The organism is Streptomyces sp. AK010 (genome assembly GCF_014207295.1).
In the GTDB taxonomy this organism is placed as follows: domain Bacteria; phylum Actinomycetota; class Actinomycetes; order Streptomycetales; family Streptomycetaceae; genus Streptomyces; species Streptomyces massasporeus.
The window spans coordinates 61301-77419 of the sequence record NZ_JACHCX010000011.1 but is presented as its reverse complement, the minus strand read 5'-3'; the positions used below and the strand labels follow the sequence as shown (position 1 = coordinate 77419).

Here is a 16119-nt window from a genome sequence, read left to right as displayed (position 1 = left end):
CGGGATCGAACGGGGTCGAAAGGTGTACTCGGGGACACGGCGTGTGCCTACCTCGTGACGCGCACCAGGCTGCCGTGGGGTTGCGCCGGGCGCAACCGGAGGCTCCGGCGGGTGGGCGGGGTTGTCGGTCTGGTGCGGTGCCGTGGCTCGGGGCGGGCCTTGGGGCGGGGTTGTCGGCCTTGTGCGGTGCCGTGGCTCGGGGCGGGCCTTGGGGCGGGGTTGTCGGTCTGGTGCGGTGCCGTGGCTCGGGGCGGGCCTTGGGGGGTGTGGGGGTGTCGGCCTTGTGCCGCGCCGTCGTGGCTCGTTGCGCAGTTCCCCGCGCCCCTGAATGCCGTGCGGCGCCGTCGTGGCTTGGCGTGCCGTTCCCCGCGCCCCTGAGGGGGTTGCCTTACGTCCCTCGAGAACGTGGGTGTGGGGCGCTCAGCGGAGGCCGTTGACCAGGGCCGCTGCTGTGAAGAGTTCCACTCCTACCGTGATGGCCGATTCGTCGACGTCGAAGTCGCCCTGGTGGAGGTCGCGGATCAGGCGTTCACCCGGGGTGCGGACGCCGAGGCGGGCCATGGCGCCGGGGACGTGCTCCAGGTACCAGGAGAAGTCCTCGCCGCCGAGGCTCTGCTCGGTGCCCTCGACGGACTCGACGCCGCGCCGGGCGATCATGGCCTCGCGCAGCAGTTCGGTGACGCCGGGCTCGTTGACCACGGGCGGGACGCCGCGCACGTAGTTGATCTCCGACTTGGCGCGGTGGAGGTTGGCGATCTCGTCGATGGCCGCGACGACGACGTCGGGAGCCTGCCGCCACGCCTCGAGGTCGAGGCAGCGCACCGTGCCGGAGAGCTCGGCGTGCTGCGGGATCACGTTCGGGGCGTGGCCCGACTCGACTCGGCCCCAGGTGATGGCGAGCCCGCTGCGGCTGTCGAAGCGCCGGCCGACCAGCGCGGGCACGTCGGTGACGACGCGGGCGGCGGCGGTGACCAGGTCGGTCGTGAGATGGGGGCGGGCGGTGTGGCCGCCCGGGCCGTCGAGGCCGATCTCCAGCCGGTCGCAGGCGGAGGTGATGGGGCCCTCGCGCAGACCGATCTTGCCCGCGTCCACCCGGGGGTCGCAGTGCACGGCGATGATCGCGCCCACGCCTTCCAGCGCCCCGCACTTGATGACGTCGGCGGCGCCGCCGGGCAGCACCTCCTCGGCGGGCTGGAAGATCAGCCGGACCGGGCGGGGCAGCGCGCCTCGCCGGTGCAGTTCGGCGAGGACGAGACCGGCGCCCAGGACGACGGTGGTGTGCACGTCGTGACCGCAGGCGTGCGCTCGGTCGGGCACGGTGGAGCGGTACGGGCAGTCCGCCTTGGTGTCCGGGATGGGCAGGCCGTCGATGTCGGCCCGCAGGGCGAGCATGCTGGGGCCTCCGCCCCACTGCTCGCCCTCCACGCCGATGTCACAGACGAGTCCGGTCCCCACGGCGAGGACACGCGGCTTGAGGCCGGCCCGCTCCAGCCGCTCCTTGATCGCGGCGGTGGTGCGGAACTCCTGGTTGCCGAGCTCCGGGTGCATGTGCATGTCGCGCCGGAACGCGATGAGCTCGGCCCGCAGAGCGTCGGGCAGCGCACCGGGGAGTACGGCTCCTCCGGGAAGATCGACCTCGGACTCCAGTGACATCAGTGGCTTCACCCTCTGAAGGGTAGGGCGCCAAGGCGGTCGGGCGACCCTGGATCAACGAAACTTCAACCCGAAAGGGGAAGAAAACATGACCGCCGGACGCATAGCTGTCAAGTGAGATGGGTAAACTGGCCTGCCTTTTGGGCCTGGCCGGGCCACCCACCCTCCGGAATGTGACTTCGACCACATGCGCGTCACGACTCCGGTATCCATCCATCCTCTCCACGGATACCACGCCCTGCGCGGCGAACACGGGCGTGTTCATCTGCCGGACGTGCCTCCCCGCCAGTCTGCGCCCCGTGCGCGCTCCCGAGTTCTTAGGGGTCCTTTCACTATGAGCGTCCGATCAGGGCGCGTGGTCTGGTGCCGTGCGTCGCAAGGCGCCGGGAAGCCCTCGTAGCGGAGCTACTAGGGCTTTTCGGCAACGCGGCGAGGTGCGGTGCCAGGCCGCGCGACCCGGACGGGCATAGTGAAAGGACCCCTTGCAGTCCACGCAGGCCTCGTACGACGCCATCGCCGGGGCCTACGCCGCCGAGCACCCCGACAGCCTGGCCGGGAGACCGCTGGAGCGGGCGCTGCTGACGGCCTTCGTGGAACTGGCCCGGGTGCCGGGCCGGTCCGGGCAGCCGCCGGTCGCGGACGTAGGCAGCGGTCCGGGGTACGTCACGGCACGGCTGCACGAGGCCGGGCTTCCGGTGTTCGGGGTCGACGCGTCGCCCCGCATGGTGTCCCTGGCCCGCCGGGCGCACCCGGAGCTGCGCTTCCACGTCGGTTCCATGACCGCGCTGGACCTGCCGGACGAGACGCTCGGCGGCATCGTCGCGCTCTACTCGATCATCCATGTGCCGGACGGTCATCTGCCGACCGCCTTCTCCGAGTTCCGCCGTGTCCTGCTGCCGGGGGCACCCGTTCTGCTCGGTTTCCAGTCCGGCGACGAGGACGGCCACCAGCGCCTGACCGAGCGCTACGGGCAGGAGATCGCGCTCGACTACTACTGGCGCACGCCGGACACGGTCGCCGCGCACCTCGCGCAGGCGGGCCTGGAGCTCCACGCGCGTGTCCTGCGCGAGCCCGGCCCCGGGGAGAAGCTGCCGCGCGCGTTCCTGCTGGCGCGCAGGCCCGGGCCGGTGCCGCGGGAGGTGTGAGCGGGGCGCGTCACGACGCCGCCGGGCCGACCAGGCCCGCGGAAGGCGGCGTGGCGGTGAAGGGGGCCGGGCCGGTCGGCTCGGACGGGCTCGCCGGGTTCGTCGGGTTCGGGGCGGCCGTGGGAGCCGTCGGCGACAGCCGGTGGACGTCACGGGCCGTGCCCGTGACCCCGGACAGGAAGCCCTGGGCCCGCGGGGAGGCGTTCTCGGTCAGCCAGGCGGGGTCGATGTCGCAGACGGCGACGCGGACCTCCGTGCCGGCCAGGGCGAGGGGAAGGGTGTGGACGACCGTGGACGGGAAGCTGAGGACCGTCCGGCCGATGGGGCCGCGGCGGGCGATCAGTTCGAGGGGGAGTTCGGGGCGGACGATCTCCAGGCCCGTCGCGGCGGCGAGGCGGTGGAGCTTGTCCGTGCTCTCGCGGCGGTGGGCGAAGTAGCGGGTGGCGCCGTGGGCCGACGCCAGGGCGTGGACGGCCTCCAGGTAGCGGCCGTCGTCCACCACCCCGGTCTCCACCAGGGACGTGCCCACCATGTCCGCGCCCTTGGTGATGCGGGGCGGGCCGAAGCGCGTCCGGGTCCAGGCGAAGGTGTGGGCGCGGACGGTCACGCCCGCCGGGGTCTCCTCCATCGGCATGGAGGAGAAGATCTCGATGCGGCGGCGGTCGCCGGGGGTCAGCCGGCGGCGGGCGGACGCCGACACCGGCGCGAAGACGACGTCCCGCGGGCCGGGCCGGCCGCCCTTGCGGTGCCAGCGCACCAGGCGTTCGCCCCGGGCCAGCTGCCCGACGAACTCCATCGTCGCCGTGCCGTCGTCGACGACGACCAGGTCACGGGCGCGGGTGATGGTCAGCAGCAGCTGGACGTAGCGGGAGAAGGGGTCCCCCAGCACGACCCGGCGTGCCCTGCGGAGCGGGCCGGACAGGCCGCCGATGGTCTGGAAGGGCGCGAGGGGCCCGCCGCGGGCTTCCTCCCAGCGGACCTGGTGCCCCTCGTCGCGGGCCAGGTCGGACATCCGCCGCAGCTGGCCGCGTGTCATCGGGTCGACGGGTGACAGCACCACGAGGGTGAGCCCCACGCCGGGCGCATGCGCGTGCGCCCACTCCAGCACGTTCAGCAGCTGTACCGGGCTCTCGACGAAGGCGAGAGTGTGGGGGCCGGCGTTCCCGGCGCGGGGGCTCATCGACGTACGACCGTCCCGTGGTGAGGGGGGTTGTGGGGGTGAGGGATCAGACGCCGACCGGCTCGCCCGCCGCGTCGGCGATCTCCGCCTCGGCGACCACACCGCTGACGCGGCGCAGCTTCTTCATCGGGCCGAGCTCGGACTCGTAGACCTTCTTGACGCCGTCACCGAGGGAGGCCTCGATGGTGCGGATGTCGCGGACGAGGCGCGTCAGGCCCTGCGGCTCCACGGACGCGGCCTGGTCCGAGCCCCACATGGCCCGGTCGAGGGTGATGTGACGCTCGACGAAGGTGGCGCCCAGAGCGACCGCGGCGAGGGTGGTCTGCAGGCCGGTCTCGTGGCCGGAGTAGCCGATCGGGACGTTCGGGAACTCCTTCTCCAGCGTGTTGATCACGCGCAGGTTGAGCTCCTCGGCCTTGGCCGGGTAGGTCGACGTGGCGTGGCACATCAGGATGTTGTCGGAGCCGAGGACCTCGACCGCGTGGCGGATCTGCTTCGGCGTCGACATGCCGGTGGAGAGGATCACGGCGCGGCCGGTTTCGCGCAGTGCGCGCAGCAGCTCGTCGTCCGTGAGGGAGGCGGAGGCCACCTTGTGGGCGGGGACGTCGAACTTCTCCAGGAAGGCGACGGCCTCGGTGTCCCACGGGGAGGCGAACCAGTCGATGTTCTTCGACTTGCAGTAGTCGTCGATCGCGCGGTACTCGTCCTCGCCGAACTCCACGCGGTGGCGGTAGTCGATGTACGTCATCCGGCCCCAGGGGGTGTCGCGCTCGATGTCCCACTGGTCGCGCGGGGTGCAGATCTCCGGGGTGCGCTTCTGGAACTTGACGGCGTCGCAGCCGGCCTCGGCGGCGGCGTCGATCAGCTTGAAGGCGTTCTCGAGCTCGCCGTTGTGGTTGATGCCGATCTCACCGCAGACGTAGACCGGACGGCCCGGGCCGACCTCGCGCGAACCGAAGCGGCGGATACGGGAGTTGGTGCTCATGGCAGAGATGTCCTTACTTGGTGAGGGAATCGAGAGAGGGGCCGAGGATCCAGCTGGCGATCTCTCGGATCGCGCCGCCGCCACCGGGGACGGTGGTGACCGCGCGTGCGGCGCCGCGCACGACGTCGTGGGCGCTCGCGACCGCCACGGGCCAGCCCACGAGGGCGAAGCACGGGAGGTCATTGACGTCGTTGCCGACGTAGAGCACGCGCTCCGGCGCGATGCCCTGCTCCTCGCACCACTGCTTCAGCGCGAGGTCCTTGCGGTCGATGCCGTGCAGCACCGGGAGCTTCAGCTTCCGGGCCCGGGCGGCGACCACAGGGTTCTGTTCCGTGGACAGGATCAGCATCTTCAGGCCGCTGTTGCGCAGGGCCGCGATGCCGAGTCCGTCCCCGCGGTGCACGGAGACGAACTCCCGTCCGTCGGAGTCGACGAGCACCCGGTCGTCGGTCTGGGTGCCGTCGAAGTCGAGGACGACCGCGTCGATGTCGTCGGCGGTCGGGAGGGCGCCGGGCCGGTCCGCGTCGAAGAGCGGGGCGAGGGCCCGGGCGCGGGCGAGGTCGTGCGGGTCGTCGATCTCCAGCACACGCGCGGGGTCCGTGCGGACCAGCTCGGTGCGGCCGAAGAAGCGGTGCTGGTGCTTGCGGAAGCCGGAGGCCTCCATGGCGTAGGCGGCGCCGGTCTCCAGCAGGTCCTGGGGGCGGTCCTGGCGGCGGGGACGGAAGGACTTGTGGTGGTTGACGCCGTAGCCGCCGCCGACCGCCGCGTCGGCCCCCGCGACGGAGCCGGCCCCGGCGACGTCCTCGGCGGACTCGGCGTCCCGCCAGATGAACCCGTGGAAGGGGGCCACCGTCACCGCCGTGTCGGCGCCGTTCTCGACGATCGCGCCCGCGACCCCGTCGATGTCCTCGCGGACGATGAACGGGCTGGTGCACTGCACGAGCAGGACGACGTCCACGACCGCGCCGTGCAGGGCCTCGTGCGCGTCCACGGCGTGCAGGACGGCGGCCTCGGAGGTGGCCGTGTCGCCGGCGATGGCGGCGGGGCGCAGCACGACCTCGGCGCCGGCCTCACGGGCGGCGGCCGCGATGGCCTGGTCGTCGGTGGAGACCACGACGTCGGTCACCAGCCGGGCGGCCCGGCACTCGCGCACCGCGCGCGCCACCAGCGGGACGCCGCCGACGGGGAGGAGGTTCTTCGCGGGGACGCCCTTGGAGCCGCCGCGGGCGGGGATCACCGCGAGCACGCGGCGCATCGAGGCGCCTCGGCCCGTTTCCGGTCGGGACATGGGGTCTACTCCTTGGGCAGGGGTCTCGGGGCGGCTCACAGCTCGCCCATCCGCCGGATGACGGGCGCCACGCGCTGGACGCCGTGCCGGTAGGCGCCGCGCGCCGCCCGGCGCACGATCTGCCGGACCGGTCCGGGCTCCTTGTCGGCCGCGGGCGCGCCGGGCAGCGGGGTGCCGTCCGGGCCGAGGTGGTGGCGGGCGAGGATCCCGGGCAGATAGCCGGGCGCGGTGACGGGGGTGTAGTACGGGGTCAGCGGGGGCAGGCCGCCGGGCCGGTCGAGCAGCTCGGCGATGCGCTCCCGGGCCGCGTCGAAGGCCGAGGCGTAGGAACCGTCCGCCGCGACGCCCTGCCGGGAGACCCACTCCTCGTCGGGTGTGGGCCGGTGCCCGGCGTCGAGCTGGTCCCAGGAGGCGAGGCAGCCGGAGCCCACGAAGTGGTGGTTGCCTAGGGACTCGCGGATACCGAGGTCGCTCAGCACGACGGTCGGGATCCGGCGGTGCAGCGATTCCAGCGCGGCCGTGGAGCTGACCGTCACGAGGAGGTCGGTCCGGTCCAGGACCTCGCCCATGTTGCCGTACACCAGGCGGAAGTTGGCGGGCGGATCGAGGCGCTGCACCAGCTTCTGGTACGGCAGCTCCTCGATGTGGGTGGTGTGTTCGCCGGGCTTGGAGCGCAGCTTCAGCAGCACCTCGCGCTCAGGGTGCCGGCGGGCGTGCCGCACCAACCGGTTCAGCAGGTACGTACGGTCCTTGCGGCTGTCCGGGACGGAGGGCTGGGCCGCGAACACCACCGTGTACGGGTCGTGTTCACCTTCGTACGGCGCACCGCCGAGGAACGGCAGGGCCACCTCGGTCACCGCGGAGGCGTCGGCGCCGACCCCTTCGTAGACGGTCCGGAAGCGGTCCGCGTCCTGGCGGGAGTTGGCGAGGACCAGGTCCGCGCCGTGCCGCAGCAGCAGGCCGTCGGCGAGCTTCTCGTAGACGACACCGACGTAGCCGGTGACGACGACGGGCCGCGCGGTGCGGTTCTCCCAGACGCGTGCCAGGCCGTGGAGCATCGCCTGCACTGCGCCGCCGACGAGGGAGAGGACGAGGACGTCGTAGGACTCCTCGGCCATGGCGCGCAGGAATTCCACGGCGGTGACCTCGCGCAGCGAGTCGGCGCGTACGCCCACTTCCTCCAGCTGGCGCGGGGTGGGCGTCGCCCGGCCGCGCAGCAGGAATCCGTCGAGGTGCGGGCCGACTTGCGCGCCCTCGCGCGGTGCGGCTTCCATGGACGGTCCCGTGGCGATGCGGTCCGCTGTCAGCGCACCCCATTTCCATCGGGTGTCGCTGTCCGCGAGGACCGCGATTCGCGGGCGCTTCGGTGTACGTACTGGCACGTCGATGACGCTAGGAAGCGAATCCGAGGTATGGCGGAACCGCGACTCAACGAAAAGTTAACAACAGCCCACCGAGAGCCGAACTGGCCTGCTGGAAGGCGGAAAGTACACGGGGTGCACCGTTCTGACACATGGAGTTCACCTGGTGTACCTTCATCGTAAAGTTCCGCTGCCGGGCGGGCTCCTAACGTTTTGCGGGTGCCTAAGCTTTCCGTGATCGTGCCGTTCTACAACGTGCAGCAATATGCCCCGGACACCCTCAGAAGCCTTCGGTTGAACGCCGACCGCGATTTCGAGTTCATCCTGGTCGACGACCATTCGAAGGACGAAACTCCGGCCATTCTCGAACGAGCCGCCGAGGACCTTTCGGATGTCGCCCAGGTGCGGTACATCCGCCATGAGCGCAACGGTGGGCTCGCCACCGCCCGCAACACCGGTCTGGACGCGGCGCGGGGCGAGTACCTGACGTTCCTGGACGGCGACGACTGGCTGGCCCCCGGCTACCTCACCGAACTGGTGTCCGCGATGGACGACCTGGGGTGCGACTTCGTGCGCACCGACCATGTGCAGGCCACCGCCCGGGCCCGTTCCGTGAGCAGGGTGCCGATCGGCCGGCGCTGGGAGGTGTTCAGCCCCCGCGAAGCGATCCTGCCCGCCCACCGCTCGACCTCGGTGGACTACGCCTTCGCCTGGGCCGGCGCCTACCACCGCCGTCTGGTCGACAAGGGCCTGCTCCACTTCACCGACGGGCTGCGCACGGCCGAGGACCGGCCGTGGATCTGGAAGCTGCACCGCGAGGCGGAGTCGTTCGCCGTGGTGAGCCTGCTGGGCGTGTTCTACCGGCGCGGGGTGGCCTCGTCCCTGACGCAGATCGGCGACGTCCGCCAGCTCGACTTCATCCGCGCCTTCGACCAGGTGATCGAGGAGACGGCCGCGGACCGCGACGCCGACCGGCTGCTGCAGAAGGCGGTGCGGACCTACTGCGCGATCATCGCCCACCACCTCTCCAACGAAGACAGGTTCGAACCGGCCGTGGCCAGGCAGCTGCGGTCGATGAGCGCGGCGGCCATCAAGCGCATGCCGCAGGACGCGCTCGCCGACGCACTGGAGGCCATGGACATGGACCGCTCGTCCAAGCTGCGGCGGCTGCGGCGCCGGGTCACCACGACGGGAGCGGCCGCCTGATGCCCGGGACCACTCAGATCTTCTGCGCCTCGACGCTCTACGGCGTCGCCACCCTGGCCGCCGCGATCGACTCCGACCTCTTCGAGGAGCCGGACCGCCGGGTGCTGCTGGTGTTCAACAACTCCGCGACCCCGGAGACCACTCCGGCCCTCGACGAGATGCCGGGCTTCGCGCCGCTGCGCGAGCACTTCGACGAGGTGCTGTCCTGGAACGAGGCGATCCGCCCCTTCCACCCCGGGGCCTGGACGCCGCGCGCCGACGATGTCCCGCTCTTCGAGCGCTATCTGCGGCTGCTGTGGGGCCTCGGCGACGACCGGGTGAGCCTCGCGCTGGAGTCCATCCAGGTGGCGCCCGCCCTGACCGTGGCCCAGCTGTTCACCGACGCCCCCGTCGACGTCTACGCCGACGGGCTGATGAGCTACGGCCCCACCCGCAACAAGCTCGACCCGCTGGTCGGCACGCGCGTGCGGCGGCTGCTGCACCTCGATCTGGTGCCGGGGCTCACGCCGATGCTGCTCACCGAGTTCGGCGTGCCGGCGCGCCTGGTGCCGACGCCCGCGTTCCTGAAGGTGCTCGGCGAGGTCACCGAGACCGTGCCCGAACTGCCGGACGTGCCCGGCGACTCGGCGCTGCTGCTCGGCCAGTACCTCTCCGCGCTGAGCATCCTCTCCCCCGAGGAGGAGGAGGACCTGCATGTGCGGATGATGCGGGGTGCCGTCGCCCGCGGCCACCGCACGGTCGTCTTCAAGCCCCACCCCACCGCGCCGGCCCGCTACAGCCGCGCCCTGGAGACCGAGGCCGAGAAGCTCGGCGTGGACCTCACCGTGCTGGACACACCCGTGCTCGCCGAGGTGTTGTTCGACCGCGCCCGGCCCGCCCTGGTCGTCGGCTGCTTCTCGACCGCGCTGTTCACCGCGTCCGCGTTCTACGACCTGCCGGTCGCCCGCATCGGCACGGAGCTGCTGCTGGAGCGGCTGACGCCGTACCAGAACAGCAACCGGGTGCCGACCACGCTGGCGGACGCGCTGCTGCCCGGTCTGGAGAGCGGAAACGACGGCGACGTCCTGCCGGCCGAGCGGCTGTCCGGCCTGCTCACGGCCCTCGGGTTCACCATGCAGCCGCAGATCTACCCGGAGCTGCGCCCGCAGGCCGAGCGGTTCCTCGCCCGGCACCTCGGTCCGCGGACCCGGCGCTACTTCAAGAAGCGCCGCCTCACCGCGCTCGGACTGCCCGGGGGCATTCCGCAGCGGCTGGCGTTCCTGCCGCGCAATTCCACGGCACGCCGGGTGGTCAGGCGGGCCCGGGCCCTGCGCAAGGCGGTCCGCCGCTGAGCCGGTCCCGCCCGGCCGCCCGCCCCCGGCGACATCCAGATGAACCCATGGGGACCGGCAGGCAAAGCCTGTCACCATCGAACGTAATTGCGTCAACTCTCGTCCTAGGGTGACAGGCGCCCGCCCACAGGCGGCTCAGGCAAAGGACATACGAGCCACACAGAGGTTTCCAGCGTGACCGAGACGGTCGTCAGCACCCGAAAGCCCCGGCCCGGCGCCGCCGTGCCGGCCGAACCACCGGGGGCCACGACCGTCCCACGGCGCGGAAAGGACACCGGCGGGCGGCTGCGCGCCCTCGACGGACTGCGGCTGGTGGCCGCGCTGATGGTGGCGCTGTACCACTACGGGGGACGCGGCGGTGAGGTCGCCCAGGCGTGGGGCACCTCGCCGCGGGACCAGTTCCCCACCCTGCACTCGCTGTTCGCCTACGGCTGCCTCGGCGTCCAGGTGTTCTTCGTGATCAGCGGTTTCGTGATCTGTATGAGCGGCTGGGGCCGGCCCCTGAAGTCGTTCTTCGCCTCCCGCGCCTCCCGGCTGCTGCCCGCCTACTGGGCGGCCGTCCTGCTGGTGACCGCCGTCTTCGCGCTGCCGGTGGTCGCCTACGAGGCCGTGTCGCCGAGCGACGCCCTGGTGAACCTGACGATGCTCCAGATGCCCCTGGGCGTCGACCGGGTGCTCGGGGTGTGCTGGACCCTGTGGGCGGAGGTCCGCTTCTACGCCCTGTTCGCCCTGTGCGTCGTGCTGCCCGGGGCGAACCGCCGCCGGGTGATCATGTTCTGCGCGGGCTGGATGCTGGCGGCTGTGATCGCCCAGAACGCGAACATGCCGCTGCTCGACATCGTCCTGATGCCCGAGTACGCGCCCTTCTTCATCGGCGGTGTCGGCCTCTACCTCGTGCACCGCGACCGGCGGGACGTCCACGGGTGGGGCATCGTGGCGGTCAGCTGGCTGGTCGGCCAGCACTACGCGGTGCAGGGGCTGTGGCACGCCCCGAACCCGGAGGCCTTCTCCTACCGCTCCTCGTTCGGGATCATCGCCGTCGTCACCTTCGGCTTCGTGGCGGTCGCCGCGATCGCGCTGGGTCTGCTGGGCCGGGTGAACTGGCGGTGGCTGACGGTCGCGGGCGCGCTGACGTACCCCTTCTATCTGGTCCACGAGCACCTCGGCTGGGTCGTGATCCACGCCCTGCACCGCGGCCTGGGACTGGCGTCCGGGGTGACTTTCGTACTGACGGTGGCGTCGATGCTGCTGCTGGCGTGGGTGCTGAACAAATATGTGGAGAAGCCGCTGACGCCCCGGCTGCGGGCGGCCCTGACGAAGACCCGCTGACCCTGTTCACGGGACGTTCAACCGGCCGTCGATCGGGGCAATGCTCGAAGAGAAGGCTCGCCTCATGACCCAAGCACAAGCGACCGACACGCACCCCGGCGAACTCGCCGACGTCCCGGGCTGGTTCCCGCCGCTTGACCAGATGCTGTTCACCTGGTTCCTCGAACAGCAGAAGAACGTTGGCATAAAGGGTGACCTGCTCGAACTCGGCGTCTACATGGGCAGGAGCGCGATCCTCCTCGGCCACCACCTCCAGGACGGCGAGCTGTTCACCGTCTGCGACCTCTTCGAGGGCGACGCTCCGGACGAGGCAAACAAGGCGGAGTCCTCGAAGTCGTACGCCTCGCTCACCCAGCGGACCTTCGAGCGGAACTACCTCTCCTTCCACGACACCCTGCCGACGGTGATCACCGGCCCCAGTTCCCTGGTGGACGAGAAGGTGGCCCCGGACACCTGCCGGTTCATCCACATCGACGCCTCGCACCTGTACGAGCACGTGTACGGCGACATCGGCGCGGCCCACGACATCCTGCTGCCCGAGGGGGTCGTGGTCCTCGACGACTTCCGCTCCGAGCACACCCCGGGTGTCTCGGTCGCCGCCTGGGAGGCCGTCCTCAACCGCGGTCTGCGCCCGATCTGCCTCAGCACGCAGAAGATGTACGCCACCTGGGGCGACCCGGAGCCGCTCCAGGAGGAACTGCTGGAGATGCTGCGGCAGCGCTCGGACGTCGGGAGGAGCGTGCAGGAGGCGGCCGGGCACCGGCTGATCCGGACCCGCTCCCGCGGCCTGAAGCCGCCGGCCTTCCCGCCCTCACGGCACTACGTGGAACCGGCGCCCGCACCGGCGCCCGCCCCCACGGTCACCGAGACACGGGCGGCACCCCCGGCCCGCCCCGCCCCGTCCCGCGCCCGCCGGCTCGCCAAGGACCTGCTGCCGCCCGTGGTCTTGCGGGCCGTACGGCGAGCCCGCGCGAAACGGTCCTGACGCGCCGGACCGCGTCATGAGACCCCGTAGCGCGCCCCGATCCCCCCGATCACGAGGGCGAGTCCCTCCTCGAAGTGCCGGTCGTAGTCCTCGAAGATCTCCGCGCCCGCCTGGGCCGACAAGGGAAAGTCGGCCATCAGGCGGGCGCGTTCGTCCCTGTCGTAGCCCTCGCCGGCTGGGCCGGGGACACCGCGGCCGGTCTCCCGGAGTACCTGGCCCGCTTCGGCCGGGGCCGGGCCGTGTCCGCGGCCTGGCGCGCCCGCGCTAGGAACTCGCCAGCGACAGCTTCACCGCGAACCCCAGGAACAGCGCGCCCGCCGCCGAGGTCGCCCCGGCCGACAGGCGCCGACGGCGGCGGAAGGCCGCGGCCAGCCTGGTGCCGCCGAAGATCAGCGCGCTGAGGTAGAGCACGCTGGCGAACTGGGCGAGGGCGCCGAGGACGACGAAGGACAGGGCCGGGTAGGCGTACTGCGGATCCACGAACTGCACGAAGAAGGCGACGAAGAAGAGGATCGCCTTGGGGTTGAACAGGCTGACGACGAAGGCGCGGCGGAAGGGCCGCTCCTCGGCGGGCGGAGGCGCCTCACCCTCGGCGGTCCGCTCCCCGCGCGTCCGCCACATGTCCCACGCGGCTCGCAGCATGCCGATGGCCAGCCAGGTCAGATATCCGGCCCCCGCGTACTTGACGATGGCGAACAGCACGGCGTTCGCCTGGAGCAGCGAGGCGACCCCGGCCGCGGACAGCGTCATCAACACCGCGTCCCCGCACCAGACTCCGGCGGAGGCGGTGTACCCGGCGCGCACACCACGGCGGGCGGCCACGGACAGCACGTACAGCGAGTTGGGGCCGGGCAGCAGAATGATCAGGACGAGGCCCGCCAGGTAGGTGGGCAGATCGATGACACCGAACATGCCGACGAGTGTCGCACGCGGGTCCGACATTCCGCCCCGGCCGGTGCTCAGAAGGCGTCGGACGGGATGTGCGCACCCCAGATCTCGCGCAGTGCGTTGCAGACCTCGCCGACGGTGGCCCTGGCCTTGAGGGCCTCCTTCATGGGGTAGAGGACGTTGTCCTCGCCCTGGGCGGCCTTCTTCAGTGCCGCCAGGGCCGCGTCGACGGCCGGCTGGTCGCGCTCGGCGCGCAGTGCGGCCAGGCGTTCGGCCTGGCGGGCCTCGATGGCGGGGTCGACGCGCATCGGCTCGTAGGGCTCTTCCTCGTCGAGCCGGAAGCGGTTGACGCCCACGACGACGCGCTCGCCGGAGTCGGTCTCCTGGGCGATGCGGTAGGCGTTGCGTTCGATCTCGCTCTTCTGGAAGCCGCGTTCGATGGCCTCGACCGCGCCGCCCAGTTCCTCGACCCTGTCCATCAGCTCCACGGCAGCCGCTTCGACGTCATCGGTGAGCTTCTCGATGGCGTAGGACCCGGCGAACGGGTCGACGGTGGCGGTCACGTCGGTCTCGTGGGCGAGCACCTGCTGGGTGCGCAGGGCGAGCCGGGCGGATGTGGCGGTGGGCAGGGCGATGGCCTCGTCGAAGGAGTTGGTGTGCAGGGACTGCGTGCCGCCCAGCACCGCGGCCAGGCCCTGGACGGCGACCCGGACCAGGTTCACCTCGGGCTGCTGGGCGGTCAGCTGCACCCCGGCGGTCTGGGTGTGGAAGCGCAGCATCAGCGACTTGGGGTCGCGCGCGCCGAACTCCTCGCGCATCACCCGCGCCCAGATCCGCCGCGCGGCACGGAACTTGGCGACCTCTTCGAGCAGGGTGGTGCGGGCCACGAAGAAGAACGACAGGCGGGGCGCGAAGTCGTCGACGTCCATGCCCGCGGCGACGGCGGTGCGCACGTACTCGATGCCGTCGGCCAGGGTGAAGGCGATCTCCTGCGCGGGCGAGGCCCCCGCCTCGGCCATGTGGTAGCCGGAGATGGAGATGGTGTTCCACCTCGGCATCTCCGCCCGGCAGTACTGGAAGATGTCCGCGATCAGCCGCAGCGACGGCCTGGGCGGGAAGATGTAGGTGCCCCGGGCGATGTACTCCTTCAGCACGTCGTTCTGGATCGTGCCGGTCAGCCGGTCCGCGGCGACGCCCTGCTCCTCGGCGACCAGCTGGTACAGCAGCAGCAACAGCGCGGCAGGGGCGTTGATCGTCATCGACGTCGAGACCTTCTCCAGCGGGATTCCGTCGAACAGCACCCGCATGTCGTCGATCGAGTCGATCGCCACGCCCACCTTGCCGACCTCGCCGTGCGCGATCGCCGCATCCGAGTCGTGGCCCATCTGGGTGGGCAGGTCGAAGGCGACCGACAGGCCCGTCGTGCCGTGCTCGATGAGCTGCCGGTAGCGGGCGTTGGACTCCGTCGCCGTGCCGAAACCCGCGTACTGGCGCATCGTCCAGGGGCGGCCCGTGTACATCGACGGGTACACGCCACGGGTGTACGGGTACGCCCCCGGCTCCCCCAGCTTCTCCGCCGGATCCCAGCCCTCAAGAGTCTCCGGCCCGTAGACCGGCTCGATGGGCAGTCCGGACTCCGACTCACGCGCCATGGTGGTGTGCCTCCCGCAGAGCAGTGACCTCGCTCACCACCATGCCCCCTGGTTCGCGAACGGTCACGTCCGGGGAACATCTCAGGTGACATCCGGGCACACCGGTGAGACGAGCGGGGGGCCGTGTGCGTACCACGGGCATGGGAAGAGCGTTCGTAGCGGGGCTCGCCGTGATGGCCGCGTTGACCGGCTGCACGGTGCAGACCCCCGACGGCGAGGGGAAGCGCCGCTCGCCGGTGCACATCGAGCTGCCCGACGAGACCCCGGCCCCGGACCGCACGCCCGCCGGGGGCGGCGACGACGCGCCCAGCGCCCCGCCCGCGCCGGACGACGACAAGCCCGCCGCTTCCGCCCCGCCCCGCGTGCTGTGGTCCCGCGGCGACACCGGCCGGGACGTCCGGGAGCTCCAGGCCCGGCTGCGGCAGGTCGCCTGGCTGTTCGAGGGGCCGACCGGGACGTACGGCGAGCAGACGGAACGGGCGGTCAGCGGCTTCCAGGGCAAGCGCGGGCTGCCGCGCACCGGGAAGACCGACGCCGTCACCTGGCAGCGGCTGGTGCGCATGACGCGCGAGCCGGGCCGGTGGGACCTCTACCTGATGGGCGGCCAGCAGGCCGACCCGCCGGACGCGCGCTGCCGGACCGGCCGGGTGCTGTGCATCGACAAGACCAGCAGGACGCTGCGCTGGATGATCGACGGGCGGACGGAGTCGACGATGGCGGTCCGCTTCGGCTCGCAGGGCACGCCGACCCGGGAGGGCGTCTTCTCCGTCTACTGGAAGTCCCGCGACCACGTCTCGACGCTCTACGACTCGCCCATGCCCTACGCGATGTTCTTCAGCGGCGGCCAGGCCGTGCACTTCTCGGCGGACTTCGCCGCCCGGGGCTACGCGGGCGGCTCGCACGGCTGCGTCAACGTACGGGACGAGCCGGCGATCGCGGAGCTCTACGCACAGGTCCGCAACGGCGACAGGGTCGTCGTGTCCTGGTGACGGCGGGGAGAGGGAGTCAGGGGCGCGGGCGGGACCGGGGGAACGTGTCCCGCCCGCGCTCAGGTGCACGAGCCGTAGGTACGGGGGGAACCCCGGCTCTGTGCGACGGCCGATGACCAGTCGGCTC

At 71.7% G+C, this 16119-nt stretch carries 13 protein-coding genes and 1 pseudogene; 6 read left to right on the top strand and 8 right to left on the bottom strand.

Annotated elements, in window-relative coordinates; translation table 11 throughout:
• Positions 1-420: 420 nt before the first annotated feature.
• Positions 421-1653 carry a M20 family metallopeptidase gene (locus tag HDC93_RS21635; RefSeq protein WP_185012656.1) on the bottom strand — a complete coding sequence of 411 codons (1233 nt, stop codon included), beginning with the start codon at positions 1651-1653 and terminating at the stop codon, positions 421-423.
• Between the two features lie 482 nt (positions 1654-2135).
• On the opposite strand from HDC93_RS21635, the gene HDC93_RS21630 reads away from it, so the two are divergent.
• Positions 2136-2798, top strand: a complete 663-nt coding sequence (locus HDC93_RS21630) for a class I SAM-dependent methyltransferase (RefSeq protein ID WP_185012515.1) — start codon at positions 2136-2138, stop codon at positions 2796-2798.
• A 10-nt stretch (positions 2799-2808) separates the two neighbouring features.
• On the opposite strand, the gene HDC93_RS21625 is transcribed toward HDC93_RS21630, so the two are convergent.
• The 4 genes from HDC93_RS21625 to HDC93_RS21610 are packed head-to-tail and all read right to left on the bottom strand — an operon-like array spanning position 2809 to position 7633.
• Positions 2809-3978 (bottom strand): hypothetical protein, encoded by a 1170-nt coding sequence (locus tag HDC93_RS21625; RefSeq protein WP_260419696.1) that lies wholly within the window; start codon positions 3976-3978, stop codon positions 2809-2811.
• A 46-nt stretch (positions 3979-4024) separates the two neighbouring features.
• Complete coding sequence (locus HDC93_RS21620) at positions 4025-4963, bottom strand: N-acetylneuraminate synthase family protein (protein ID WP_185012514.1); 939 nt, start codon at positions 4961-4963, stop codon at positions 4025-4027.
• A gap of 13 nt (positions 4964-4976) precedes the next feature.
• Positions 4977-6251, bottom strand: coding sequence for an N-acylneuraminate cytidylyltransferase (locus HDC93_RS21615; RefSeq protein WP_185012513.1), 1275 nt, complete (start codon positions 6249-6251; stop codon positions 4977-4979).
• A 35-nt stretch (positions 6252-6286) separates the two neighbouring features.
• Positions 6287-7633, bottom strand: coding sequence for a DUF6716 putative glycosyltransferase (locus HDC93_RS21610; RefSeq protein WP_185012512.1), 1347 nt, complete (start codon positions 7631-7633; stop codon positions 6287-6289).
• A gap of 198 nt (positions 7634-7831) precedes the next feature.
• On the opposite strand from HDC93_RS21610, the gene HDC93_RS21605 reads away from it, so the two are divergent.
• From HDC93_RS21605 to HDC93_RS21590, 4 genes are all read left to right on the top strand, one after another.
• Complete coding sequence (locus HDC93_RS21605; protein ID WP_185012511.1) at positions 7832-8818, top strand: glycosyltransferase family 2 protein; 987 nt, start codon at positions 7832-7834, stop codon at positions 8816-8818.
• Positions 8818-10149 carry an alpha-2,8-polysialyltransferase family protein gene (locus HDC93_RS21600; RefSeq protein ID WP_185012510.1) on the top strand — a complete coding sequence of 444 codons (1332 nt, stop codon included), beginning with the start codon at positions 8818-8820 and terminating at the stop codon, positions 10147-10149. The genes HDC93_RS21605 and HDC93_RS21600 overlap by 1 nt, the downstream gene beginning before the upstream one ends.
• Positions 10150-10323: 174 nt before the next feature.
• Positions 10324-11478, top strand: coding sequence for an acyltransferase (locus HDC93_RS21595; RefSeq protein WP_185012509.1), 1155 nt, complete (start codon positions 10324-10326; stop codon positions 11476-11478).
• Positions 11479-11542: 64 nt separating this feature from the next.
• On the top strand, positions 11543-12463 hold the full coding sequence (locus HDC93_RS21590; RefSeq protein WP_185012508.1) for a class I SAM-dependent methyltransferase: 921 nt from the start codon (positions 11543-11545) through the stop codon (positions 12461-12463).
• A gap of 14 nt (positions 12464-12477) precedes the next feature.
• On the opposite strand, the pseudogene HDC93_RS21585 reads toward HDC93_RS21590, so the two are convergent.
• The 3 genes and pseudogenes from HDC93_RS21585 to HDC93_RS21575 all read right to left on the bottom strand — a co-directional run.
• A pseudogene (locus HDC93_RS21585) lies at positions 12478-12648 on the bottom strand (TetR/AcrR family transcriptional regulator C-terminal domain-containing protein); the annotation flags it as partial.
• A 79-nt stretch (positions 12649-12727) separates the two neighbouring features.
• Positions 12728-13375 (bottom strand): leucine efflux protein LeuE, encoded by a 648-nt coding sequence (leuE, locus tag HDC93_RS21580; RefSeq protein WP_185012507.1) that lies wholly within the window; start codon positions 13373-13375, stop codon positions 12728-12730.
• Positions 13376-13422: 47 nt separating this feature from the next.
• Complete coding sequence (locus HDC93_RS21575) at positions 13423-15003, bottom strand: methylmalonyl-CoA mutase (protein ID WP_185012506.1); 1581 nt, start codon at positions 15001-15003, stop codon at positions 13423-13425.
• 140 nt (positions 15004-15143) lie between these two features.
• On the opposite strand from HDC93_RS21575, the gene HDC93_RS21570 reads away from it, so the two are divergent.
• Entirely contained in the window at positions 15144-15992 is an 849-nt protein-coding gene (locus HDC93_RS21570; protein ID WP_185012505.1) for a L,D-transpeptidase family protein, read from the top strand.
• The last annotated feature ends 127 nt before the right edge of the window (positions 15993-16119 follow it).